Source organism: Sphingomonas lacunae (genome assembly GCF_012979535.1).
GTDB lineage: Bacteria > Pseudomonadota > Alphaproteobacteria > Sphingomonadales > Sphingomonadaceae > Sphingopyxis > Sphingopyxis lacunae.
This window is the reverse complement of record NZ_CP053015.1, coordinates 2,650,329-2,675,312: the sequence shown is the minus strand read 5'-3', so window position 1 is coordinate 2,675,312 and position 24,984 is coordinate 2,650,329. Positions and strand designations below refer to the sequence as shown.

Below are 24,984 nucleotides of genomic sequence, written 5' to 3'. Positions count from 1 at the left end.
GTTGCGGCATGACCGCACAAGGCCTTGAGGAATCTGCCCAGTCCCCGATGGGGCCCGGACATGATGGGGATGATCAGCTCGAGTCGGCTGGTGGTCACCGGCGCGATCCTTTTGTGAAACTGGCGGTCGGAGCGGTCGGTGTCGTGTTTGGCGATATCGGGACCAGTCCGATCTATGCTTTCCGCGAGACCTTTGCCGGCCATCACCCGCTCGCTCCCGATGCGCTGCACATCTACGGCGTGTTGAGCCTCGTCTTCTGGTCGATGATGCTGGTGGTGACGATCAAATATGTGTCGGTCATCATGCGTGCTGACAACAAGGGGGAGGGCGGCAGCCTGGCCCTGCTCGCGCTGATCAACCGTGAAACCGGCGGCACACGGCGTTGGTCGACCTCCATCATCCTGCTCGGCGTCTTTGCGACTGCGCTTTTCTATGCCGACAGCATGATCACGCCAGCGATGACCGTATTGTCCGCGGTAGAAGGCCTGACCGTTGTGGAAGCGCGGTTCGAACCGCTGGTGCTGCCTATTGCTATCGGCATTCTGCTTTTCCTGTTCTTCATCCAGGCGCGCGGGACGGCCAAGGTCGGGGCCTTGTTTGGCCCGATCATGCTCATCTATTTTCTGACCCTGGCAGTGTTGGGGATCGGCCATATCGTCGATCATCCTCAAATCCTGATGGCTCTGAATCCCTGGTACGCCTTCCAGTTCTTCCTGACCGACCGCTGGCTGGCTTTTCTCGCGCTGGGATCGGTCGTGCTCGCAGTGACAGGGGCTGAGGCGCTCTATGCCGACATGGGACATTTCGGCCGCAATCCCATCCGGGTGTCCTGGCTGGCCTTTGTCTTGCCGGCGTTGATGCTGAACTATCTGGGGCAGGGCGCCATGATCATGGCTCTCACACCTGCCGAAGCTCAGGAAGCGATCAAAAACCCCTTCTTCCTGCTGGCACCTGAAAGCTTCCAGTTGCCGCTGGTCATATTGGCGACCCTTGCCTCGATCATCGCCAGCCAGGCGGTGATCAGCGGCGCCTTTTCCCTCACCCAGCAGGCGATCCAGCTCGGTTTCATTCCGCGGCTCAAGATTCAGCACACCAGCGAAACGGCGGCAGGCCAGATCTACATCCCCAGCATCAACTGGGGCCTGATGATCATGGTCTTGCTGTTGGTGATGACGTTCCAGTCGTCTACAAACCTTGCCGGTGCCTATGGCATTGCGGTGACCGGCGCGATGACCATCGACACGTTCCTCCTGGTGGTTGTGCTGTTCAACCTGTGGCGCTGGAAATTCTATTATGCCCTGCCTCTGCTGATCATCTTCTTCATCGTTGATTTCGCCTATCTCGGCGCGAACCTGACCAAGGTGCCTGATGGCGGTTGGGCGCCGCTGCTGATTGGCGGGGTGATCTTCACCATGCTCACCACCTGGGCGCGCGGGCGCAAACTGATGCATGATCGCATGGCCGAGGCGTCGATGCCTGTAAGCCTGTTTGTGCAAAGCGCAGCGAACAGCGCCATCCGCGTTCCCGGCACCGCTGTTTTCATGACGTCGACCGCGCAGGGTGTGCCGCACGCCCTGTTGCACAATCTCAAACATAACAAGGTGGTTCATGAACGGATCATCCTGCTGACCGTCCAGATCAAGGACGTGCCCTATGTCGATGACGACAAGCAGCTTGCAGTCGAAGATCTTGGGCAGGGATTCCATCGGGTCATTTTGCGCTACGGTTTCATGCAGACGCCTGATGTTCCTGTCGCGCTCGCTAATGTGAAGAATTGTGGGCCACAGTTCCGGATGATTGACACCAGCTTCTTCCTCTCGCGACAAACGCTGATTGCCGCGCAAAGGCCGGGCATGGCCTTGTGGCGGGAAAAGCTCTTCGCCTGGATGTTGCGCAATGCGGAAAGCGCGATGGAGTTTTTCCGTCTGCCAACAAACCGGGTGGTCGAACTGGGCAGCCAGGTGGAAATCTGACCTTGCCTGTTCGGGGATTGCTCCAATCCCGAGGCAATGAAGAGGAATTCACTGGCATCCGGCTGGCGAATGGGCCAGCCATGTCACTGCCATGACGTTGCCAGACGATCTGCCCGGCCAACTGCCCCCCCTGATTCCAGCCAATGGACCGGGGCGGCTGTTCATGCTGTGTGATCCGGAACGGGCAGAGGCCGCTATAAGCCAACCCGCCCAATGGAGCGATCTGCTGCTTCGCCTGGGTTTGCTGTCCCTTCCCCTCCCGGAAATGGGAGGGGAACCTGTACGGCTTCTCTTTGGCGATGCCCGCATAGACATGGTTCAGGGGGGCGCAGCGCGGGCGATGCTTGATGACAGCCTGTCGCGAGATGCCACACGGACAACCAAGAGTGTGGCAGAGTTGCCGCCGCACATGGCCGCAGTGGGCAGCGCAGTAATCGCTTTGGAACATGGTCAACCATCGTTGGATCGAGCGATGGAAACGCAGCGTTTATGTGCGCTTGCAGCGCTGCTGGCGCCCTTTGTCGGGGCGCGTCATCTCTATTGGCAGCCTGCTCGTTTGTGGAGTGCGGTTGATGCGCTGGCACAGGCTGTCACCGCGATGGAGGCAACCGGCCTGCCTCCCGTGCTGCACCTTATCGCCTTTGTTGCAAGCGTGGCCAGTTCAGGCCGCAGGCTGGACGTGAGCACCCGTGGCCTTGACTGGTTCTCGGGTTTTGAGATGATGGTGGATGCCCCTGCTGATATGCCGGAACAGGAGGTGGTTCGGCGTGCGGCGCGTTTGGCAATAGACTCACTGCTCAACGGCGATCCGTCGGGGCCGGTCGACTTGCCCGGTCTCATAGCAGGAGAAACTGTAAGTATCGCGCCGCTGGCATGGCAAGACGGGCATTGGTGGTTGCCGGTTACCATCAGCGGTTGGCAAAATCGCTGATGGTCAGGCGGGCATCCCGCGGTCCAGATGTCATTGCCCCGGCAAAGACCGGTTATCAGCATCATCACCTGCTTCCCTTGGCCTTGGCCCGGCGCGCGCAAATAGCGCAGTTTCTGGCTTCTCTTGGTCCTGTCGGATTTCGCCTGACTGATCGCCAAGCCAATTGCTTGTGGCTTCCGGCCGAGGAACGATTGGCCTGGCGTACCGGATCCGCCCTGCATCGTGGCCCCCACCCGCGTTACACCGAGGTTGTGGCGGCGCGTGTCGAACGGATCAGGTCAGGGGGACAGGGGCTTTCTGCTTCCCAGCGTGAGTTGCTTGCCCTTCGGCGATTATGCCGCTTGCAGCGGGTATTGGCGCATATTCTGTCCGGCGCGGGCCCGCGGCTGGTGCAGCTCAACCGTCGGGACCCGTTGCGTCTGTTTCAGGACTATAGCCAGCTCGATGCCGCGATTGGCGCGCTGCACGGCGTCAACTTGCCGGTCAGCGCCGACGGATGAGCGGACCCAACGCATCATAGGCCGCGTGATACTCACCCTCAAAACGGGCCACGAGTTCAGCGACGCTCGTGACATTCTTGATCGCGCCGACACCCTGTCCGGCGCCCCAGATGTCCTTCCACGCCTTGGCTTCAGTGTTGCCACCCGAACCAAAGTTCATCGTGCTGATGTCACCCTTTGGCAGATTGTCGGGGTCCATGCCCGCAGCCTCAATTGATGAACGCAGGTAGTTGCCGTGAACGCCTGTGAAAAGGTCTGAATAAACGATGCCCGCAGCGTCCCCTTCAACGATTGCATTTTTGTAGCCATCGACCGCATTTGCTTCCTCGGTCGAAATGAAGGCCGTGCCGATATAGGCAAAGTCAGCACCCAGCGCCTGTGCAGCGAGGATCGAGCGGCCATTTGAAATTGCGCCGGACAGTGCAATCGGTCCGTCAAACCATTCGCGGATTTCTTGCATCAGGGCAAAAGGCGACTGGGTGCCCGCATGGCCACCAGCGCCTGTTGCCACCGGAATCAGGCCGTCTGCGCCCTTTTCCACCGCCTTGTGGGCGAAGCGGTTGTCAATGATGTCATGCAGCGTGATGCCGCCCCAGCCATGCACCGCTTGATTCAGTTCTTCACGCGCACCCAAAGAGGTGATCGTGATCGGCACCGCCCACTTTTCACAGATGGCGAGATCGCCTTCGAGCCGGTTGTTCGAACGATGGACGATCTGGTTGACCGCAAAGGGGGCCGACGGTTGATCGGGGTTGTCCCGATCCCAAGCCGCCAGTTCCTCGGTAATCTGGTGCAGCCATTCATCGAGCAGGGTCTGTGGACGCGCATTCAGCGCCGGGAACGATCCGACCACGCCTGCCTTGCACTGTGCGATGACGAGTTCAGGGGTAGAGATGATGAACAGCGGTGAACCGATGACCGGCAGGCGCAGCTTGTCGAAAATGGCGGGCAGGGGCATGATCTCTCCGTGGAATGTCCGGGGGCCGTTTCGCGACCGATTGGCTCACCTTAACGTAAACGGAAAGCAGTGCAAGCCGCTTCCGGCATACGCCGTGGTCTCGACCGCTTAGTGACAACCCAGGTGATTTTGCGGCTGCTCAGGCCTTTATTTGTCCGTGCGCTTTTGCTAGCCGCTGCCAAATGTTCCGCCTGCGCATCTTTTTCCTGCGTCATCGCTCAGTGTTTGCGATCATGCTGGCATTGGCGCTGGCGATGAAGGCGTTTTTGCCTGCTGGCTACATGCTGTCACCTACAAGCGACAGCTTCACCGTCAGCGTCTGTTCCGGGATGGCAGGTCAGCAGACCATGATTACCATTCCCAAACAGCCGCGTGATGCGGAGAAGAATGCGGTTGACCGACATGCCTGCCATGCCGGGGCTGCTGATCAGCTGACCTTGGGCGGGGCTGATCCTTTCCTGCTGGCCACGGCCATTGCCTTCATTCTCGCTCTGGGTTTTGCTCCGGTATCGGTGCCCGAGCGGCGGTCTCTCCGTTTCCAGACGCCGCCGCTGCGGGGCCCACCCGCTCTCATCTGATCCCATGAAATTTCCGACCTGTTGACGGCCAGTTCCATCGGGCAGGCCGGTCCATGTCGGCTTTCCAATTCCTGCCTGCCTGATGGCCTTACCTGACCGGCCGGCAAAATCAGATGAGATTCGAACATGACTATTTCCCGTTTCGCGCTTGCCGCGTCGCTGCTCTGTGCGGCCAACCCTGCCATTGCCAACACCTCTGCCGAAGCTGTCGAAGACAGCAGCGGTGACGGATCGGTGATCATCGTCACTGCGGATACACAGACCAGCGCTGCAGAACAGCAGGCTGAATCCACCGCTGGCGGTACTGATGTCGTCAGCTATCGCGACTATGCAGACCGAATGCCCGTATCACTGCGCGATGTGCTTGCCTTCTCGCCCGGCGTGTACCTCCAGCCGCGCTATGGCCAGGAAGTGCGCATCTCGATCCGTGGATCGGGTATATCGCGTGGCTTTCACATGCGCGGCCTGACGCTGTTGCAGGACGGTATCCCGATCAACCTTGCCGATGACAATGGCGATTTCCAGGAATTGGAACCAATCTTCTTTGATCATCTTGCCGTTTATCGCGGCGCCAATGCTTTGCGGTTCGGTTCGGGCACGCTTGGCGGTGCGATCAATGGTGTGACTCCGACGGGCCGCACTGCAGAAGGTCTCTATTTGCGTGCCGACGGCGGCAGTTTCAACACCGCTCGTGGCCTTGCGGCGATGGGAGTGGCAGACGATAGGGTCGACGCGTGGGGAGCGATCAGCGCAGACACGTCCGATGGCGACCGCCTCAACGCCCAACGGCGCTCGTTGCGGTTTCACGGCAATGTGGGACTTGCCCTTTCACCTGTTGCCTCGACACGTTTTTATGTCAGCTTCAACAATATCAATCAGCGTTTGCCGGGTGCGTTGACGCAAGCCGTGGCATTGACCGCGCCGCGGACCGCCGCTCCTGCGGCGTTGGCAGGTAATCAGGCGCGCGATATTGATTCGATCAGGCTGCAAAACCGGACCAGCTTTGATTGGGGTGCGACCCGTCTCGACGTTGGTATTTTCGGCAACTTTAAATCGCTCTATCACCCTATTTTTCAGGTGATCGACCAGAATTCGGAAGACCGCGGCGGTTTTGCCCGGTTGGAACATGAGGCAGGGCCCCTGTCGCTGACCCTCGGTGGAGAGTATCGCCGCGGTTCCACCAGAGCGCGCCAATTTGTCAATTTGGCCGGCCGGCGCGGCGCCATTACCTTCGATGCCCAACAGGAAGCGCGGACTGCAAGCCTCTATGGCGAAGTGCGGGTCCGACCGGTCGATCATCTCTCGCTTATCGCCGGCGGCATTTATGCCGACGGATTCCGCCGCCGTACTATCAACTTTTCAGCCAGTCCGGCGCAAAATGGCGGAATCAGTTTCGATACCTTCTCGCCCCGTTTCGGTGTGCTGTTCGAACCGGCCAGTTCGATCCAGTTCTTCGCCAATTACAGCAGGTCGGCTGAGTTCCCTGGGTTTGGCGAGGTTTTTCAGACGGTCGGGACAACGAGCACGCTGATCAGCACAATCAAGCCTCAGCGGGCATGGACAGCCGAGATTGGCACGCGCGGCGAGGCGGGCATTGTCAGCTGGGATATCGCCGCTTACCGCGCGACATTGCGCGATGAAATGCTGCAATATGTAGTCAGCCCCGGCACAGGCATCCCGGCGGCGACCTTCAATGCTGACCGGACATTGCACCAGGGTATAGAGGTGGGTCTGGACATTGCGCCGACCGAATGGCTGCGTCTTAGACAAGCTTACAGCTATTCCGATTTCCGCTTCCGCAATGATGCCCAGTTCGGCAACAATCGTCTGCCGGTCGTTCCCCGCCATGTTTATCGTGCCCAGCTGCGGATTGGCGCAGACTCGCTGCACGTTTCACCCAATGTTGAATGGGTGCCCAATGGTGGTGTCGCCGATTATCGCAACACGACCCGCACCGGTGGCTATGCCTTGCTCGGCCTTTCGGCCGGTGCACAGATTGCTGATGGCATCGACCTGTTTCTTGATGCCCGCAACCTGACCGGCAAGAAGGCGATTGGTGACATCAGTGCGGTCATAACGGCTACCGCTGCCTCTGCAATCTATCAGCCAGTCGAGCGCCGAGCCGTCTTTGGTGGCGTTCGGATGCGCTTCTGAGCGGAGGTCGATGATGGACCGCTCCACGCTCTACCGGATGATCTGGCGCTGGCATTTCTATGCTGGCCTGTTCGTCATACCTTTCATCCTGTTGCTGGCTACAACCGGCAGTCTTTTTCTGTTCAAACCCCAGATTGACGCTTGGGAAGAAAGTGCGTGGCGCGGTCCACCGCTGCAATCCGGTGCACCTGTGGCGTCGCCCGATGCACAGGTCGCGGCAGCTTTGGCTGTCGCGCCTGGGGCGACGCTGAGGTCCTATCGCCTGCCGCGCGGCGTGGGTGAGCCAGCTGCCGTCTGGCTTGACCTGCCAGATGGTGGCGGACAACGGGAGGTCTTCGTCTCCGCAACCGGCCAGGTCACGGTCATCATCAATCCCGATCAACGTTGGAGCAACTGGCTGCAACGGCTTCACGGATCGCTGCTGCTTGGCCGGGCCGGCGGCTTGCTTGTCGAAACCGCAGCCAGCTGGGCCATTGTGCTGATTCTCTCCGGCCTCTACCTTTGGTGGCCGCGCGGCAGGGGGCTGGCTGGCGTTGTTTGGCCTCGATTGTCTGCGGCTGGCAAGCGTCTGGTGTGGCGCGACCTTCATGCCGTCACCGGTTTCTGGGTGTCGGGTCTCGCGCTGGTCTTGCTGGTCAGTGGCCTGCCCTGGACCGATGGGTGGGCCACGGCTTTCAGGATGGTCAGGCAACAGGCTGGCTGGGTCAATCAGGGATCACAGGATTGGAAGGGCGGCATGGTGGTTGAAGCCGCGCCAGGTCATGCCGCTCATGACCATCATGGCGGCAACGCATCCACGGCGTCCCCAGCCGATAGCCGGATGACGCAAGGGCAGAATTTCGCCAGCATCGTGGCCTTGTCCGAACGGGAAAGGCTCCCCTTTCCGGTGATCATCCAGCCGCCCCATGCGCCCTCCCGTTTCGGGCCGCCCAATGGCCCGGATTGGAAACTGTCCAGCGAAGCACAGAATCGTCCGCTTATTCGCACCGTCACCTATGATGCGCAGACCGGGGCTGTGACCGGCCGGCAGGGATTTGCCGACAAGCATCCAATCGACCGGGTGATCAACTATGGCATTGCCTGGCATGAGGGCCAGCTTTTCGGCTGGGTGAATCAGCTGATTGGCGTCCTGACCGGCCTGGCGCTGATAGCCATAGCGATCAGCGGCAGCATCATGTGGTGGCGCCGCCGGACTCCTGGATCAGGTCTTGACGCGCCCCCACTGCCAACCAGCCGGCGCAGAGGCTTGCTGCTGCTGGTTGTCATCCCCGCCCTTTTCCTGCCGATGATGCTGATTTCGCTGATCATCGTCGCGCTGGTGGATCATGTGATCGGCTGGGAGAACAAGCCCGCTTCTGCCTAGTCCCGAGACAGGCCACCATGGACGGTAACGCCATCCTTGATCGTCGCTACCACGCTGATCGAACGGATGGCGTCCACCGGCGTTTCGAGCGGATTGCGGTCGAGGATAACGAAATCGGCCAGCAACCCCTCGGAAATGCGTCCCTTTCGATCTTCCTCGAACAACTGCCATGCCGGCCCCGTCGTCAGCGCTTGCAGCGCGGCATAGGCATCGACTCGCTGATCGGTACCGATCACTCGGCCGCTGCGTGACGTTCGCGCCATCGCCGACCACAGCATGAAGCGCGTGTCGAGCGCGGTCACCGGATAGTCGCTGTGGTTGGACACATGCAGGCCTGCAGCCCGCGCGGCAACCAGTGGGCTGATACCGCTCGCCATGGCCTCACCGACATTGTCGACATGGACATCGCCCCAAAAAAAGGTGTGGTTGGTAAAATAGCTGGGGCCCACCCCAATCGCCGCATAGCGGGGCAGTTGGTCAAGCCGCTGGAACTGCGAATGTATTACCACCGGGCGGCGGTTGTCGGCTGCCCGTATGCCCAGTGCTTCCAGCCCTGTCACCGCCATGTCGATCGCGGCATCGCCATTGGCGTGCATGAACAGCTGCAATCCCGCGCCATGGGCCTGCGCGGCCAGCGCATTGAACGTAGCCTGATCGACAATCGGCGTGCCGTGCCAGTCCCGTTCGCCGTTCGGTCCGCCGTGGCGATAGGGGCGGCTGAAGTAGGCTGTGCGTGCCTGTGGCGATCCGTCGAGGATGAACTTGACCCCCTGCAGCTTCACATGGTCCCGCCACTCCCCAAAGGGCTGGACCGGATTGGCGAGCAGCGTCGGCAGTTCCGTGAACAGGGCTTCGATCGACATGTCGATGCGCAGCCGGGCGCGGGCGCCCTCGCTGGTCAGGAACCGGATATCTGCCATTTGCGCCGCACCCTCCCGCGCATGGGTATAGCCTTGCGCGAAATAGGCAGCCTGCGCCGCCTCCAGTGCTGCCAGCCGTTGCTCCATGGTTGGCTGGGGCAGATGAGCCATGGCGCTGAACATGGCGGTTTCCATGAGCAGGCCGTTGGGTTCGCCATCGGCGTCACGGCCGATGACGCCGCCGGGAATGTCGGCTGTCGCGGCCGAGATGCCTGACGCGGTCAGCGCCGCGCCATTGAGCACTGCGCCATGCATCGACACGTGAAGCATGACGATTCTGTGATCGGGGAAGGCGGCATCGAGTTCGGTCCGTGTCACATGCCGCGCCTCAGCCAGCTGGCTCTGGTCATAGTTCCAGCCGACCACCCAGCTGCCAGCGGGGATGGACTGGCGTTCAATGTGGCTGCGTATCGTTGCGATCAGTCCGGCCACATCGCTCACTGGCCCGACCGGGGGGCTGCCGAGATTGACACCGCCGGCCTGCATCAGGGCCATGCCGAAATGCGAATGCGCGTCAATCAACCCGGGCAGCATCGTCCGCCCGTTCAGTTCCACTCGATCCAGCTCCCCACCAAAACGGGTTTCAGCCTGAGTGCGCGGACCAACAAAACGGATGACCCCGCCTTGGGTCACAACGGCCTCCGCCTGATGCGGAGTCTCACCCTCCATGGTGATGATCGGACCGCCGCTGTAGAGGGTCGGCCGCTCCTGGGCATTGGCTGCAGTTGCACCGGCCACTGCAAACCCGATGGCGGTCATCATCACGCGCATAATCTCTCCCTGACACGCCCCGGTCTCTCACGGACCATCGGAGCCGTCGCAAACTAGCCTATTCGCCGGGACTGTGAAGCCCGACGAATCAGACAAATCACACGCGGTTGGCCGCGCTCAACAGCGCCCGCACGCTGGCGGTGGCAACATCCGGGTCAATGCCGGCGCCGAACACGCTGCGCCCGTCGCTGGTCCTGCACTCAACATAGGCGGCAGCGCGCGCGTCGCTGCCATGGCCAATGGCATGTTCCGAATAATCGACGATGTCGAGGTCAGGACCGCCGGCTTCCGACAAGGCGGCAATCACGCTCGACATCAAGCCGTTGCCCCGACCGGACAGGCGCGATTCCTGGCCATTGACCCGGATCGAGCCGACGAAGATGCGATCGGCGCCGCTGTGATTCTCCTGCCAGTCGATCAACTGGAACTTGCGGCTTTCCTCGCTGAGATAGGCGCTCTCAAAGGCTTGCCATATGTCGGCGGAAACCAGCTCGCGTCCGCTGCTGTCGGCCAGTTCCTGCACATCGCGGCTGAAATCTGCTTGCAACTTCTTGGGCAGCTTCAGGCCATGGTCCTGTTCCATAACCCAGGCCGCGCCACCCTTTCCGGATTGCGAGTTCACACGGATTACCGCCTCATAGCTGCGACCGATGTCAGCCGGGTCGATGGGCAGGTAGGGCACTTCCCACAGCTGGTCATTGCGCGCCGCCTGTGCGGCAAAGCCCTTCTTGATCGCGTCCTGGTGGCTGCCCGAAAAGGCGGTGTGGACCAGTTCGCCACCATAGGGATGGCGCGGATGGACAGGCAGCTGGTTGCAAAATTCAACCGTCTGGATCACCTCATCAATGTCAGAGAAATCCAGCTCAGGATCAACGCCTTGAGTATATAAGTTGAGAGCGGCCGTGACGAGGCAGGTGTTGCCGGTCCGCTCGCCATTGCCGAACAGGCAGCCTTCGACCCGGTCACCACCGGCCAGCACGCCCAGTTCCGCAGCCGCCACGCCGGTGCCGCGGTCATTGTGGGTATGCAGGCTGATGACCACCGCTTCCCGGTTGGGGATGTTGCGGCTGAAATATTCGATCTGGTCGGCGTAGACATTGGGTGTCGCCGCCTCGACCGTCGCCGGCAAGTTGAAGATGACAGGCTTTTCAGCGGTGGGCTGCAGCACGTCCATCACCGCGCTGCACACCTCGAGGCTGAAATCCAGTTCGGCGGTGGAGAAACATTCGGGCGAATATTCAAATCGCCAGTCTGTGCCGGGCAGCCGCGCGGCATTGTCCCGGAGCAGCTTGGCACCGTCTATGGCGATCTGCTTGATCTCGCTCTGCTCCATCTGGAACACGATCTTGCGCCACATCGGTGCGACCGCATTGTAGAGATGGACGATGGCGGTTTTCGCCCCTTCCAGACTGTCAAAGCTGGTGGCGATCAGGTCGGCTCGGCTCTGTGTCAGCACCTGCACCGTTACATCATCAGGCACCGCGCCCGACCGGACGAGTCCCGAGATGAAGTCAAAGTCGGTCGCGCCCGAGGAAGGGAAGCCAACCTCGATTTCCTTCAGGCCGACCTTGCACAACAGGTCAAAAAAGCGCCGCTTCTTGTCGGCGCTCATCGGGTCGATCAGCGACTGGTTGCCGTCGCGCAGATCGGTCGACAGCCAGCGTGGCGCCTTTGTGATGGTCCGGTTGGGCCATTGGCGGTCGGGAATGTTGATCTGGGGAAAGGGTCGGTACTTGACCGAAGGATCCTTGAGCATGGTCATGTGTCAATCTTCTGCATCAGAAAGGGATGTGCTGGTCGGCAGGTTCACCCTTGGGTCGTTGTCCGCGCGCCCCGCGCGCAGCCCATCTCACGCCCAAGGGCGTGTAAGTCGCAGAAGAAGGAGACCGGAGCGGATCATTGCCCGCGTCTTTAGGCGCAAGGCCGCAGCGCTGTCCAGTGCTGACACGACCGCAGCCTTGCGTTTTTTCGACTCTGAGCGAACTTTTATTGCTTTTCGAACGCCACGGAGATCGTCAGGTCCACATTGTCGCTGACCATCGGCACGGCATAGGTCATGCCAAACTCGCTGCGCTTGATGCTGGCCGTCGCATGGAAGCCGACGGTTTCCTTGCGGTTCATCGGATTGGTTCCGGCGCCGACAAAGCGTGCCTCGAGCGTCACCGGCCGGGTCACCCCGCGCAGGGTCAACTCACCATGGATCGTCGCCTGATTGCCGTTGACCATGACATGGCGGGAAACAAAGCGCGCAGTCGGATGGTTGGCGGCATCAAGGAAATCCGCCGTCGCCATATGGCGATTGAGACCGGCGCTGACCGTGCTCAGTGAATCGACCGGAATGGTGATGTCCACTGTCGATGCGCCAGGGTTTTCCTTGTTCAGCACCAGTGTGCCCGTCGCATTGCCAAACTGGCCGAAATAATCGTTGAACCCGAAATGATCGACTTTCCAGCCTATGAGCGTGTGTCCCGCATCGGGCGCATAGGTGCCGCTCGTGACCCGTCCGGTATCGGCAACACCGGGCAGCGACGGCGCACTTTGCGCGGCCAGCGTGCCTGCTCCTGCGATGAGGGCAAAGGGCAGGGCAGCAGTCAGGATGAAACGCTTGCGCATGGTCGGGTGCTCCTCGAATTTGTCTCTCTTCCCACCATGATGCGCTTCCTCGCCCTGTGCAGCAAGTGGCCACAATCGTAACGGATCGTTTCCAGGAATGGCGCAGCCATGATGTCGTCCGTCTTTTCGGCAGACCTCCCGTATCAAGCGCTTTGGAGGGCTGGCCTGCCTCCCATTCCTCCCCAAGCAAAAAGGGCGGCCCCGAAGGACCGCCCCCGCTGTTGGGTACCAGCAGCACAAAGCGATCAGTTGACCGCCTTGTCCACCAGCTTGTTCTTTCCGATCCACGACATCATGGAGCGCAACTTGGACCCGACCTGTTCGATCGGGTGAGCGGCTGCGGCCTTGCGTGCGGCCTTCAGCTCCGGCTGGCCAGCCTGATTGTCGAGGACAAAGTTCTTGACGAAGCGGCCCGACTGGATGTCGGCCAGCACGCGCTTCATTTCGGCCTTGGTTTCGGCGGTGATGATGCGTGGGCCAGTGGTGATGTCGCCATACTCGGCGGTGTTGCTGATTGAATAGCGCATGTTGGCGATGCCGCCTTCGTATAGCAGGTCAACGATCAGCTTGGTCTCATGGAGGCATTCGAAATAGGCCATTTCCGGAGCATAACCGGCCTCTACCAGCGTTTCGAAGCCCGCCTGGATCAGGTGGGTGATGCCGCCGCAGAGAACAGCCTGCTCACCGAACAGGTCGGTTTCGCACTCTTCCTTGAAATTGGTTTCAATGATGCCCGCCCGGCCGCCACCAACGCCTGATGCATAGGAAAGGGCGAGCGCCTTGGCATAGCCATTACCGCTGGCAGCAGCCCCTTCGGCTTCCTGCGCCACGGCGATCAGGCAAGGGACGCCGCCGCCGCGCTGATATTCGCTGCGCACCGTGTGGCCCGGGCCCTTGGGTGCAACCATAAACACGTCGAGGTCGGGGCGCGCCTCTATCAGGCCGAAGTGGATGTTGAGGCCGTGGGCAAAGGCGAGCGCGGCACCGGGCTTCATGTTGGTGGCAAGATCGTCGGCATAGATCTTCGCCTGATATTCATCGGGCGCGAGGATCATGACGACATCGGCCCATTCGGCCGCTTCCTTGTTCGACAGCACCTTGAAGCCGGCGGCTTCGGCTTTCTTGGCGGTTGCCGAACCGGGACGCAGCGCAATCGCTACCTCCTTGACGCCGCTGTCCCGCAGATTTTGCGCGTGGGCATGGCCCTGGCTGCCGTATCCGACAATCGCGACCTTCTTTGACTTGATCAGTTCCTGATCGGTGTCCTTGTCGTAATAAACCTGCATGTGCCTGTTCCTTTTGCTGCTCGTCACCCCCGCGGAAGGCCGGGGTCCGTCACCTGACGGTGCCATGGGCAATGTCATCAGCTGGATTCCCGCTGTTGCGGGAATGACGAAGGTGAAAATATTTTTGGTTGAACCCGTGAAATCCTCAGGCCGCTTCCGCTCCCCGGGCGATGGCGACCACACCGGTGCGGCCGACCTCGACCAGTCCGCATTCGCGCATCAGCGCGATGAAGCGGTCGACCTTGTCCGACGTGCCGGTAATCTCGAAAATGAAGCTGGTCAGCGTGGTGTCGACCACCTTGGCGCGGAAAACATCGGCCATGCGCAGCGCCTCGATCCGCTTGTCACCTGATCCTGCGACCTTCACCAGTGCGATCTCGCGTTCGACATGCGCGCCCTGATCGGTCAGGTCGGTGACGCTATGCACCGGCACCAGCCGGTCGAGCTGCGCGATGATCTGGTCGATCACAGGAGGTGGGCCATTGGTGACGATAGTGATGCGCGACAGCGCATGGTCGGCGCTGATATCTGCCACCGTCAGGCTTTCGATGTTGTAACCGCGTGCCGAAAACAGGCCGGTGATCTTGGCAAGGATCCCCGCCTCATTATCGACGGTGACGGCAAGGACGTGGCGCTCGGCCATTTGTTTGGCAATTTTCATGACTTACACCAGCGCCTTTGCTTCATCGTCCATCGTGCCGGTGACGTCGCTCGGCTGGAGCAGCATTTCGGTATGGGCGGCACCCGACGGGATCATCGGGAAACAATTGGCGAGTTTGGCCACGCGGCAATCGACGATCACCGGACCCGGCGTTTCGATCATTGTCTTGATCGTTGCGTCCAGATCGCCCAGCCGCTCGACCTTCAGGCCGGTCCAGCCATAGGCCTCAGCCAGCTTGACGAAGTCTGGCAGGGAGTCGCTGTAACTGTTTGAATAGCGGCTCTCATAGGTCAGCTCCTGCCACTGGCGCACCATCCCCATCCACTCATTATTCAGGATGAAGATTTTCACCGGCAAGCGATATTGGCTGACCGTGCCCATCTCCTGGATGTTCATCTGCAGGGACGCTTCGCCAGCAATGCAGATGACAAGACGGTCGGGGTGGGCAATCTGCGCGCCATTGGCAGCGGGGAAGCCATAGCCCATCGTGCCGAGCCCGCCGCTGGTCAGCCAGCGGTTGGGTTCGTCAAAGCCGAAATGCTGTGCCGCCCACATCTGGTGCTGGCCAACCTCGGTGGTGATGATCGGGTCGAGATGGCGGGTCGCCTCATACAGCGCCTTGACCGCGCGCTGGGGCATGATCTCGGCATCGGCGGCCGCATTCTCGGGGAAGTCGAGGCAGCGCGCCGCGCGCCAGCCGTCGATACGCCGCCACCATTCGCCCAGGTCCTGCTTCTTGTAGCCCTTGGCTTTCCATTCCTTGAGCATAGCGGCCAGCGCGCTGCGCGCATCACCGACCACCGGGCAATCGACATGGACGATCTTGTTGATCGAGCTTCTGTCAATATCGACGTGTATCTTCTTGCTGTTTGGCGAAAAAGCATCGAGCCGGCCGGTCACCCGATCGTCAAAGCGTGAGCCAATGGCGATGATCAGGTCCGCCCGGTTCATCGCGAGATTTGCTTCATAGGTGCCATGCATGCCCAGCATGCCGAGCCATTTCGTATCGCTTGCCGGAAAGGCGCCGAGCCCCATCAGTGTGGAGGTGATCGGTGCGCCGGTCGCCTCGACCAGTTCGCGCAGCAGCGCACTGGCTTCCGGCCCGGCATTGATGATGCCGCCACCGGTGTAGAAAATCGGCTGCTTTGCAGAGGCGATCAGCGCGACGGCTGCCTCGATCGATGCGGCATCGGGTTCCACTTGCGGGCGGTAGCTTTTGTGCTCGAGCACATCGGGGATGACATATTCGCCAGTCGCCACCTGCACATTCTTGGGAATGTCGATGACCACCGGCCCGGGACGGCCGTTGGTGGCGATGTAAAAGGCTTCATGAATCACCGGGCCGAGCCGCGCCGGGTCCATGACGAGATAATTATGCTTGGTGCAGTGGCGGGTGATGCCGACCGTGTCGCATTCCTGGAAGGCGTCGGTGCCGATCAGCTGCGTGCCCACCTGACCGGTCAGCACGATCATCGGGATCGAATCAAGCAGCGCATCGGTGATGCCGGTAACCGCATTGGTCGCGCCGGGACCGGAGGTGACGAGCACGACGCCTGGCTTGCCGGTCGAACGGGCATATCCCTCGGCTGCATGGGTCGCCGCCTGTTCGTGACGGACGAGAATGTGCTTGATTGACGGATGATTGAACAGCGCGTCATAGATGGGCAGCACGGCGCCGCCCGGATAGCCGAACACCGTGTCGACGCCGAGGTCCACCAATGCCTGCACGATGATGTCGGCGCCCGACATTTCGCGCGGGGTGTCGGTCTGGCCGGCAGCAGGGCCGGAGGCGGGGGTGGAGAAGGGCGCTGTCATGGTCAAAGGTCAATCTTGGCTGGGCACTCGGGGTATCCGTCGGTTCTTGTGAACGGAGACGCCCTAGCACGATATGGCCGCGCCGGATAGGCGGCATAATCTAATCTGTCAACAGCCTTTGACGTAATTTAATTACAATTTCGTCAACAAGCGAATCATTAAGTGGTCGTCCGTCCCGCTGCCAGTTCTGCGGCAACTGGCCGCGCAGCCATGTATATTGCCGTTTGGCATATTGGCGGGTGGCGATCTTGGCCTGTGTCACCGCCGCATCGAGATCCATCTCACCCGCCAAATGCGTGGCCAGTTCGGGCACGCCAATCGCTCGCATCACCGGCAGGGCCGGATCAAGCCCGCGTGCTATCAATCTGCCCACCTCGGCGAGCGCTCCCGCTGCCATCATGACGTCAAGACGCTGGTCGCAACGCGCCTTGAGCCAGTCGCGAGGCGGCAGCAGCACAACGGGTTCAAGGCTGACCTCACCGCCAATCCCTCCGACCATTTCTCGCTGCCAGTCGCCAAGAGTACGCCCGCTGGACAGCACCACCTCCAGCGCCCGCTGCACCCGGGTCCGGTCAGTCGGCGGCAGCTTAGCCGCCGCTACGGGGTCAAGTGGTGCCAGCCGGGCATGGGCTTCGGCGGGGGGCAAGGCGCGGACCGCTGCCCTGACGTTCGGGTCAATGTCGGGAACCGGGGCAATGCCATCAATCAGAGTCCTGATGTAAAGGCCGGTGCCGCCCGCGATGATCGGCACGACGCCCTCTGCGCATGACGTCATGACGGCATCGCGCGCCTCCGCTGCCCACATCGCCGCATTGACGTTGACCGACGCATCCACATGTCCGACCAGCGCATGCGGCACAGCGGCCTGTTCGGCAGCGGTTGGCGCGGCCGACAGGATCGGAATATCGGCATAGACCTGGCTGGCATCGGCATTGACGATCAACGCCTCGCGTCCCGCCGCCATCAGTGATTTTGCCAGCGCGATTGCCAATGCGCTCTTGCCGCTGGCGGTCGGTCCCGCGATAAGCGCGACCTTCGGAGGACGAATGACACTCATAGCAACGCTCGTAGCACCGCATGGCATAGCGGTTGGAGACATTTCTGCCGCTTGTGACGCTGTCGGTGGCACGGCAGGTCCCGTGGTTGACGGTTTTGCCGTCGACATTGCCTGTTCGGGCGATGTTGGCGCGGTTCGCGCCGCGCTGGAACAGCTTGCGGCATGGGACGTCTTTGTTCAGCCAGCAACGGCACGTGGGCGCAAAACGTTGCTCATCGCCGACATGGATTCGACGATGATCACCGTCGAGTGCATTGACGAGCTGGCCGATTATGCCGGCATCAAGCCCCAGATCGCCGCGATTACCGAGCGCGCCATGCAGGGCGAACTCGACTTCCGCTCCGCGCTGGCCGAACGCGTGGCGCTGCTTGAGGGCCTGTCGGAAGAGGTCATCGCACTGTGCCTAGCCGAACGCGTCCGGCCGATGCCCGGTGCACGCGAACTCATCCGCACGATGAAGGCGCATGGCACGCGCTGCGTGCTGGTCTCGGGCGGCTTCACCCGCTTTGCCGAACCGGTCGGCGAGTTGATAGGGTTTGATAAGGCAATAGCCAATGTTCTTGAAATTAAAGATGGAAATATGACAGGAAAGGTGATCGAGCCAGTCGTGGACAGTGGCACAAAACTCGCCACCCTCCATGCCGAGTGCGCTGCTCTGCGTATCACCCCGTCGGATGTGCTGGCGATTGGCGATGGTGCCAATGATGTACCAATGATCGAGGCCGCCGGGCTGGGTGTCGCCTATCATGGTCATGCGGCTGCCGTCCGGGCGGCTGACGCGGCTGTCCGTCACGGCAATCTGACCTCGCTGCTCTGGGCACAGGGTATCCCGATGGAGCAATGGAGCGTGTGAAGCAGCTGCTTGTCTCGGGCATCCTGCTGACTGCCGCCGCAATGATCGGCGCAGCGCCTGCGGAAGCGCACGGTTTGACCGGCCCGGCTGATCCGCGCCCCGCCAGCTGGGCCGCGATCATGGCGGGTTACGATGCCAGCGAACTGCCCGACAAGGACGGCCCGGAGACGATGGCAGCCATCGCCATCGGGCATGACTGGCAGCGTCCGGGCTGGTTTTTCGGTGTTGAGGCGGAACTGGGCAGCTCGCACGCTGACAAAACGATGCGCGACTATGCCGCGCCGGGCGATGTCATCCGCGTGGCCTACGGCCTCGACATCAGCGGCGGCCTGCGCGTCGGCTTGCCGGTCATCACCAACCTGTCGGCCTATGCCAAGGGTGGCTATGCCAACACCCGCCTATCAGTCAGCTATCAGGGCAGCGGCACTGATCTGCACAGCTTCACCAGACCCGGAGCGCTCGACGGTTTTTACACGGGTGCCGGTGTGGAATTGACACTGTCACGCCGCTGGCTGCTGCGCGGTGAGTATCGCTACGCCAATTTCCACGACGGGCTTTACCGCCACCAGGGTGTGTTGGCGGTCGGCTTGCGTTTCTGAAACCCCAGGGCCGTGGCTCAGCGGCTGACCACGATGCAGTCGGCAAGTCCGCGGACGGCGGCACAAGCGCTCTGCGCCGCGTTGCGGCTGGCATAGGGACCGGCCTGCAACCTGGTGACGTTCCCGACCGCGACATAGGTTGGTTCGGCATCCCCCAGCCGGCCGGAAACGCGCGACCACAGCGCCGTGGCTCGGCCACGATCACCAAAGGCGCCCAGCTGGATGCGCCAGGCGCCGTGTGCAGCGGTGGCCGGTCCCGTGCGTCGAGCCACAGCCGTCGATACATTCGGGTCGATTCCCGGCGGTGTGCCATTCCGTACATTGGCACGAACTGCCGGAGGTACGCCTTGATGCACGTTGACGCCGGCGGTGGCTGACAGACCCGGGCCCAAGTCACCGTCGGCCAGCGGGCCGGTCGGCGCGCGCGAAGATGGAACAGCGGGGGGCAAGGCAGCGACGGCGACCGGCCCACCGACAGGCGGGGGCGTATAGCTGGTGCCCGGCTGCGACGGCGGCACCGGGGCGGGTCGGACAGTGGGTGCGCGGGCCGGGACCGGTGCCGGGGGGACTGCGGTCATGGCGGCCATGCGAGCCTGCCCTTCCGACTGTTCCATGGTCTGCGCCAATGCGAGTCCCTGCTGCCGCTGTTCCAGCGGAATATGCTGGTCCATCTGCACCAGCGCCGCGGATGCCCGCTGCAAGCCAGCGTCGCTGGCGCGCTTCATCAGTGCATAGGCGCGGGGCCAGTCGCGTGACATGCGTTCGCCATTGAACAGCTCGGCGCCCAGAACATATTGGGCGCGGGGTTCGCCGCGTGAGGCTGATCGCTGCAGCCAGGGCAGGGCTTCAGCCTTCTGGCCCATTTCATACATGACCAGGCCCAGATTGTCCTCGCTCTGCAAGTGGCCCTGATCTGCCGCGGAACGAAACCAGATGATGGCCTGGCTGAAATCCTGGGGCACGCCCCGGCCCAGCTTATAGGCTTGGCCCAGATTGAATTGCGCGTCAGGGTCGCCTTGCACTGCCAAGGGGCGCCATTCGGCAACTGCCCGTGCATAATCCCCGGCTTCCCATGCAGTCACACCGGCGCGCACATCTGCGGATGCCGTGGTTCCGCCCACCATCATGGTCCCTGCCGCGGCGGCCAAGGCCGCGTTGCGCAAAAGACGTGTCAGGCCTCGGCTGTGTTGTTGGGACATGGTCGTTAGGGCTCCCCATTTGCGGCAGGTCATGCGCACGCCTTAACAGCTTAATGGTGAACCTGCCGTTAGCATAGCCCATCGGGTGAGGGCCGTTTGTTACTGTCCGGCGATTACGCGTTAACCAGATTTTAGGGCAGAAATGAAAAAGAGATCGCACGTTCAGCGGATTTTTCGCAAGGGGACAGCGATTGCGCGTTCTAGCATTGGCCTCGCAAAAGGGTGGATCGGGCAAGACGACCCTCTCCGGGCATCTGGCCGTTCAGGCGCAACTGGCGGGTGCCGGCCCGGTGGTGCTTATCGATATTGATCCCCAGGGCAGCCTTGCCGACTGGTGGAATGAACGCGACAGCGAATATCCCGCCTTTGCCCAGACAACCGTCGCGCGCCTTGCATCGGATCTTGAGATACTCCGCCAACAGGGCTTCCGCCTCGCCGTGATCGATACACCGCCGGCAATTACCATGGCCATCCAGAGCGTGATTTCGGTGTCCGAACTTATCATCGTGCCGACCCGGCCCAGCCCACATGACTTGCGGGCTGTTGGCGCGACAGTTGACCTGTGCGACCGCGCTGGCAAACCCTTGATCTTCGTTGTCAATGCCGCAACGCCAAAGGCCAAGATCACGAGCGAGGCCGCCGTCGCCTTGTCACAACATGGCACGGTTGCTCCAGTCACACTGCACCACCGCACCGATTATGCCGCGTCGATGATCGATGGGCGCACCGTCATGGAATGCGATCCCAATGGCCGTTCTGCAGCAGAAATCAGGGCGCTGTGGGACTATGTTTCCGACCGTCTGGAAAAGAACTTCCGTCGGACAGTGTTTTCCGCACCCGCAATGACCGCCCAGGCCTTGCCGGGTGCGATTCGTCCGCTTGGTGGTGGCTTTGGCCGCCGCGTCGCGAATTGAACGGGAAAGGACCGATAATGGCCGATCCCAAACCGCTCGCCTCGCTCAGTGCAGGTTTGCTCGCTCGCAAGGGGGCGGCTCGCCCAGCCATGCGTCGGCAGGCACAGGCGCTTGGCCTTGGTGCCTTTGGCGCCCAGGAAGACCTGGGCTGGAACGACATGGGCTATGATGTTGATCCCCAGCATGGCGGTCAGGATCACGGCCGGATGGTCGATCACGGCCTGTCGCCGATGGCGACGGTTCAGGGCCTGGAGGCAACCCGGCCCGGCGGTCATCTTCCTGACGCGCTCGACGCGCTGGGGCAGGCTGTGGAACGGGCGATCAGCCCCGCTACAGAACCGGCCAGCGTCGAACCGCTGGACTCGCGGGTTGCCATTCCAGAATCAGTGATGCCGCCTGCCGTCCACGAACAGCAGCAGCGGATCGAACAGGCGCTTGGCGCCATTGAACAGGCCGTTTCCGATTCTCCTTTGCCGGTTGAATCGGTTTCGGAAACCGCATTTGAAGCGATCCGTTCGGCAGTGACCGCAGCGGCGACACCTTCGTTACGCACCGCCATGCCGGCTGCGCCTGATACTGCCGCGACTCGGCAACCGCGGGCGCGCTCGCGCGCCGGATCACGGGGCAATTTCGCCTTCACGTTGCGCCTTGACCCGCACCGCCATCTGCGGCTGCGCCTGGCCAGCGCCACCAGCAACCGGTCTGCCCAGCAGATCATCATCCAGCTGATCGACGACTATCTCGCCGATCTTCCTGAAATCGATGCTTTCGCCGCGCAGGTGCCTGCATCGAGCACCTCCAATTGAACCGCCTGCGCAACAGGGAATCATGACCATGACCCGCACTGCCTTTCTCAAACTCGCTGCAACAGGTGTCGTTGCTGCCATTGGCCTCGGCGCGCCTTCGGCGGTCGTCATGGCGAACGGTGGCGAAGCGCCGCGTGCGAACCCGGAACGTGCGGCCCGCACTGCCGATCGTGCCGAGAGCGCTCTGGAGCGCGGCCGCATTGAACGGGCGGTGACGCTGGCGGAATCGGCCGTGCTGCTTTCGCCGAATGATCCGGCGCATCGTTCGTTGCTGGGCCAGGCCTATCTGGCTTCAGGCCGATTCCAGTCTGCGGCGGAAAGTTTCGATGCGGCCAGCCAGCTTGGCGCGGTCGATTCGCGCAGCATCATTGGTCATGCCCTGGCCATGATCGCCACGGACCGGTCAGCTGAGGCCGTTGCCTTGCTGGATAGCAACGCCCAGTCGCTGCCGGCTTCGGACTATGGTCTTGCGCTTGCAATGGCCGGTCAGGCAGAGCGCGGCGCGCTTGTCCTTACCGATGTTGTTCGTGCCGGTAGGTCTTCGGCGCGTGACCGCCAGAACCTTGCTCTTGCCTATGCCCTGTCGAGCCGCTGGCTCGAAGCGCGCCTGATTGCCGCACAGGATCTCGTGCCTGATCAGGTCCAGGCCCGCATGACTCAATGGACCCAGCTGGCGCAGGCCGACAGCCCTGCCGTGCGTGTGGCCAGCCTTATTGGCGCGCGTCCGGTCAATGATGGCGGCATGCCCCAGCAATTGGCCCTGCGTCCGGCCGCTCCGATCGCGCCCATGCTTGCAGCCAGTGACGATCCGGCACCGCTCGCTCTCTATGCGCCACCAGCGCGTGGGGAAACCGAAGAACTGGTGTCGGCCGCGCTCGAATCCGGTCCGTTCACTGGTGAGGTCGAGCCCGCTCCTGTTGCCATTGCCCAGGCGGATGTCCCGGCTTCGGTTGCGGCCGCACCTGCTCCGGTTGTCGAAAGCAACGGCATCGTCTTCGTTTCCAATCCGGTGATCCAGCCGCTTCGCAGCATGGTCGCCATGGTTGCGCCGCTGGCCAACGAAGCGCCTGCCGCCCGTCCGGCTCCGGCTCCGGCTGCCCGCCCGGCGCGCACCGCTGCGGCTCCGGCTGTCGCGCCAGCTGCTGCGCCGACCGGTCCGGTTCGCACGACTGGCTGGTCGGTCCAGCTCGGCGCCTTTGAACGCCTCGCCGTTGCACAGGAACGTTGGCAGGGCCTGTCGCGCCGTCATGCCGCGCATCTCGCCGCCTATGATGGCGTCAGCACTTCGGCCACGGTCAATGGCCGCACGGTCTACCGTCTGTCGGCGACCGGCTTTGCCACGCGCGCTGCTGCCGCCAGCACCTGCGCTGCGCTGGTTCGCGCCGGTGGCGATTGCTTTGTCCGTCAGCTTCCGGCGGGAGAGAATGTCCGCTGGGCCTCGCGTCAGACAGCGACCCGCGTGGCCAGCCGCTAAGCTGTCGACACACCTTATCCTCAGCTTCGGGGCCGTTGCCAAAAGGCAGCGGCCCCTTGCGCCTTTTTGAGCATCCGTGCATTTTTCTTGCACTGCAACAAAATCCATCGTCATATGCCTGTCATAGGCAAAAGGAGCCGCCATGGCCTTTGACGAGTTGCGCGACGAATCAGGTGCGGTGCGCCCCGCTTATGCGGAGGTCGCCCGCTGGATCGAGGCGACCGGGCTCGATAATTTGGCGCAACGGCGGGAAGAGGCAGAAGCCATCTTCCGACGCATCGGCATTACCTTCGCTGTCTATGGGGAGGGCGGGGACCCGGAGCGGCTGATTCCCTTTGATCTCATTCCCCGAGTCTTTGCCGCCTCCGAATGGGCGCATCTGGATCGCGGTATTCGCCAGAGGGCGCGTGCGCTCAACGCCTTCATCCATGATGTCTATCACCGCGGGGAAATTATCCGCGCCGGCATCATCCCGGCCGACCTTGTCTATTCCAACGCCGCCTTCGTGCCGCAAATGCTGGGTTTTGATCCTCCCGGCGGCGTTTACAGCCATATCGTCGGCATCGACATCGTCCGCACCGGACCACATGATTATGCGGTGCTGGAGGATAATTGCCGTACACCCTCGGGCGTTTCCTACATGCTCGAAAACCGGGCGATCATGCAGCGCATGTTCCCGCGCCTGTTCGCAGGCGGATCGGTCCGCGCGGTCGAAACCTATCCCCAGCTCCTGTTTGATACCCTGCGCGAAGTCGCGCCGCCCGCTGCGAAGGGTGAGCCGATGGCGGTTGTCCTCACACCCGGGCCGTTCAACTCGGCCTATTATGAGCACAGCTATCTCGCTGACCTGATGGGCGTCGAACTGGTCGAGTCGGCTGACCTGTTTGTCGATGCCGCGGGCGTGTGGATGAAAACCACCGCCGGCCCGCGCCGGGTCGATGTCATCTACCGCCGCATAGACGACGACTATCTCGATCCGCTCGCCTTCCGGCCCGACAGCCTGCTTGGCGTCCCCGGCCTGTTCCATGCCTATCGGGCAGGGCAGGTGACCATCGTGTCCGCCCCCGGCGCCGGCATCGCCGATGACAAGGCGATTTATGTCTTCGTCCCCGACATGATCAAATTCTATCTGGGGGAGGAGGCGATCCTGCCCAATGTCAAAACCTGGCGCTGCGCCTTGCCGGACGAGCGCCAATATGTGCTTGATAACCTCCATGAACTGGTAGCCAAGGAGGTCCACGGCTCCGGCGGCTATGGCATGCTGATCGGTCCCAAATCGACCAAGGCCGAGGTCGAGGCCTACGCCCGGCGTATCAAAGCCAACCCGGCCGATTTCATCGCCCAGCCGACGCTTGACCTGTCGACCGCGCCGACGCTGGGTGACGATGCTGACCTGGTCGGCCGCCACGTCGATTTCCGTCCCTATTGCCTGGTTGGCAAGGAAGTGCGTCTGGTTCCGGGAGGCCTCACCCGCGTTGCGCTGACCCCGGGTTCGCTGGTGGTCAATTCGAGCCAGGGTGGCGGGGTCAAGGACAGCTGGGTGCTGGAGGGTTGATGCG

General features: G+C 62.0%; 21 protein-coding genes. 12 read left to right on the top strand and 9 right to left on the bottom strand.

From position 1 onward, the window contains the following. Positions 1–8: 8 nt before the first annotated feature. The 3 genes from GV829_RS12755 (at position 9) to GV829_RS12745 (ending at position 3,404) form a co-directional block, all read left to right on the top strand. Positions 9–1,973, top strand: coding sequence for a potassium transporter Kup (locus tag GV829_RS12755; protein ID WP_246202880.1), 1,965 nt, complete (start codon positions 9–11; stop codon positions 1,971–1,973). Positions 1,974–2,064: 91 nt separating this feature from the next. Beyond that, positions 2,065–2,904, top strand: a complete 840-nt coding sequence (locus GV829_RS12750) for a hypothetical protein (RefSeq protein ID WP_169947220.1) — start codon at positions 2,065–2,067, stop codon at positions 2,902–2,904. Next, positions 2,847–3,404 (top strand): AHH domain-containing protein, encoded by a 558-nt coding sequence (locus GV829_RS12745; RefSeq protein ID WP_343042830.1) that lies wholly within the window; start codon positions 2,847–2,849, stop codon positions 3,402–3,404. Before GV829_RS12750 ends, GV829_RS12745 begins: the two co-directional genes overlap by 58 nt. Here GV829_RS12745 and GV829_RS12740 read toward each other — a convergent pair. Continuing rightward, positions 3,388–4,362, bottom strand: a complete 975-nt coding sequence (locus GV829_RS12740) for an NAD(P)H-dependent flavin oxidoreductase (RefSeq protein WP_169947215.1) — start codon at positions 4,360–4,362, stop codon at positions 3,388–3,390. The two genes, GV829_RS12745 and GV829_RS12740, sit on opposite strands and share 17 nt — an antisense overlap. A gap of 182 nt (positions 4,363–4,544) precedes the next feature. Between GV829_RS12740 and GV829_RS12735 the strand changes: the two genes are divergently transcribed. The 3 genes from GV829_RS12735 to GV829_RS12725 all read left to right on the top strand — a co-directional run bounded on the left by GV829_RS12735 (position 4,545) and on the right by GV829_RS12725 (position 8,457). Continuing rightward, positions 4,545–4,940: a hypothetical protein gene (locus GV829_RS12735; protein WP_169947213.1), complete on the top strand. Its 396-nt coding sequence runs from the start codon at positions 4,545–4,547 to the stop codon at positions 4,938–4,940. A gap of 126 nt (positions 4,941–5,066) precedes the next feature. Next, complete coding sequence (locus GV829_RS12730; RefSeq protein ID WP_169947211.1) at positions 5,067–7,094, top strand: TonB-dependent receptor family protein; 2,028 nt, start codon at positions 5,067–5,069, stop codon at positions 7,092–7,094. Positions 7,095–7,104: 10 nt separating this feature from the next. Continuing rightward, entirely contained in the window at positions 7,105–8,457 is a 1,353-nt protein-coding gene (locus GV829_RS12725; protein ID WP_169947208.1) for a PepSY-associated TM helix domain-containing protein, read from the top strand. Here the strand turns inward: GV829_RS12725 and GV829_RS12720 are convergent. The 7 genes from GV829_RS12720 to miaA form a co-directional block, all read right to left on the bottom strand. Beyond that, positions 8,454–10,148 carry an amidohydrolase gene (locus GV829_RS12720; protein ID WP_212612127.1) on the bottom strand — a complete coding sequence of 565 codons (1,695 nt, stop codon included), beginning with the start codon at positions 10,146–10,148 and terminating at the stop codon, positions 8,454–8,456. The two genes, GV829_RS12725 and GV829_RS12720, sit on opposite strands and share 4 nt — an antisense overlap. Positions 10,149–10,245: 97 nt before the next feature. Next, a complete protein-coding gene (leuA, locus tag GV829_RS12715; protein WP_169948349.1) occupies positions 10,246–11,904 on the bottom strand; it encodes a 2-isopropylmalate synthase in 1,659 nt (552 codons plus the stop codon). Positions 11,905–12,134: 230 nt separating this feature from the next. Continuing rightward, on the bottom strand, positions 12,135–12,761 hold the full coding sequence (locus tag GV829_RS12710; RefSeq protein WP_169947206.1) for a YceI family protein: 627 nt from the start codon (positions 12,759–12,761) through the stop codon (positions 12,135–12,137). A 245-nt stretch (positions 12,762–13,006) separates the two neighbouring features. After that, positions 13,007–14,047, bottom strand: a complete 1,041-nt coding sequence (ilvC, locus tag GV829_RS12705; protein ID WP_169947203.1) for a ketol-acid reductoisomerase — start codon at positions 14,045–14,047, stop codon at positions 13,007–13,009. A 145-nt stretch (positions 14,048–14,192) separates the two neighbouring features. Beyond that, on the bottom strand, positions 14,193–14,708 hold the full coding sequence (gene ilvN / locus GV829_RS12700; RefSeq protein ID WP_169947201.1) for an acetolactate synthase small subunit: 516 nt from the start codon (positions 14,706–14,708) through the stop codon (positions 14,193–14,195). A gap of 3 nt (positions 14,709–14,711) precedes the next feature. Then, on the bottom strand, positions 14,712–16,457 hold the full coding sequence (locus tag GV829_RS12695) for an acetolactate synthase 3 large subunit (RefSeq protein ID WP_246203120.1): 1,746 nt from the start codon (positions 16,455–16,457) through the stop codon (positions 14,712–14,714). A 166-nt stretch (positions 16,458–16,623) separates the two neighbouring features. After that, entirely contained in the window at positions 16,624–17,580 is a 957-nt protein-coding gene (gene miaA / locus GV829_RS12690; protein ID WP_169947196.1) for a tRNA (adenosine(37)-N6)-dimethylallyltransferase MiaA, read from the bottom strand. Here miaA and serB point away from each other — a divergent pair. Both serB and GV829_RS12680 read left to right on the top strand, forming a co-directional pair. Next, the gene (serB, locus tag GV829_RS12685; protein ID WP_169947194.1) at positions 17,570–18,433 is read left to right on the top strand and encodes a phosphoserine phosphatase SerB; all 864 of its coding nucleotides are present in this window, start codon (positions 17,570–17,572) and stop codon (positions 18,431–18,433) included. The two genes, miaA and serB, sit on opposite strands and share 11 nt — an antisense overlap. Next, a complete protein-coding gene (locus GV829_RS12680) occupies positions 18,430–19,032 on the top strand; it encodes an outer membrane protein (protein ID WP_169947192.1) in 603 nt (200 codons plus the stop codon). Before serB ends, GV829_RS12680 begins: the two co-directional genes overlap by 4 nt. Positions 19,033–19,049: 17 nt before the next feature. Here GV829_RS12680 and GV829_RS12675 read toward each other — a convergent pair whose 3' ends face one another. Continuing rightward, complete coding sequence (locus tag GV829_RS12675; RefSeq protein ID WP_169947190.1) at positions 19,050–20,159, bottom strand: SPOR domain-containing protein; 1,110 nt, start codon at positions 20,157–20,159, stop codon at positions 19,050–19,052. A 263-nt stretch (positions 20,160–20,422) separates the two neighbouring features. Here GV829_RS12675 and GV829_RS12670 point away from each other — a divergent pair, with 263 nt between their 5' ends. The 4 genes from GV829_RS12670 to GV829_RS12655 all read left to right on the top strand — a co-directional run bounded on the left by GV829_RS12670 (position 20,423) and on the right by GV829_RS12655 (position 24,980). Beyond that, the gene (locus tag GV829_RS12670; protein WP_169947188.1) at positions 20,423–21,145 is read left to right on the top strand and encodes a ParA family protein; all 723 of its coding nucleotides are present in this window, start codon (positions 20,423–20,425) and stop codon (positions 21,143–21,145) included. A gap of 17 nt (positions 21,146–21,162) precedes the next feature. Further along, on the top strand, positions 21,163–21,951 hold the full coding sequence (locus tag GV829_RS12665; protein WP_169947186.1) for a hypothetical protein: 789 nt from the start codon (positions 21,163–21,165) through the stop codon (positions 21,949–21,951). 28 nt (positions 21,952–21,979) lie between these two features. Then, positions 21,980–23,425, top strand: coding sequence for a tetratricopeptide repeat protein (locus tag GV829_RS12660; RefSeq protein ID WP_169947184.1), 1,446 nt, complete (start codon positions 21,980–21,982; stop codon positions 23,423–23,425). A gap of 142 nt (positions 23,426–23,567) precedes the next feature. Then, positions 23,568–24,980: a circularly permuted type 2 ATP-grasp protein gene (locus GV829_RS12655; RefSeq protein ID WP_169947182.1), complete on the top strand. Its 1,413-nt coding sequence runs from the start codon at positions 23,568–23,570 to the stop codon at positions 24,978–24,980. Positions 24,981–24,984 lie beyond the last annotated feature (4 nt).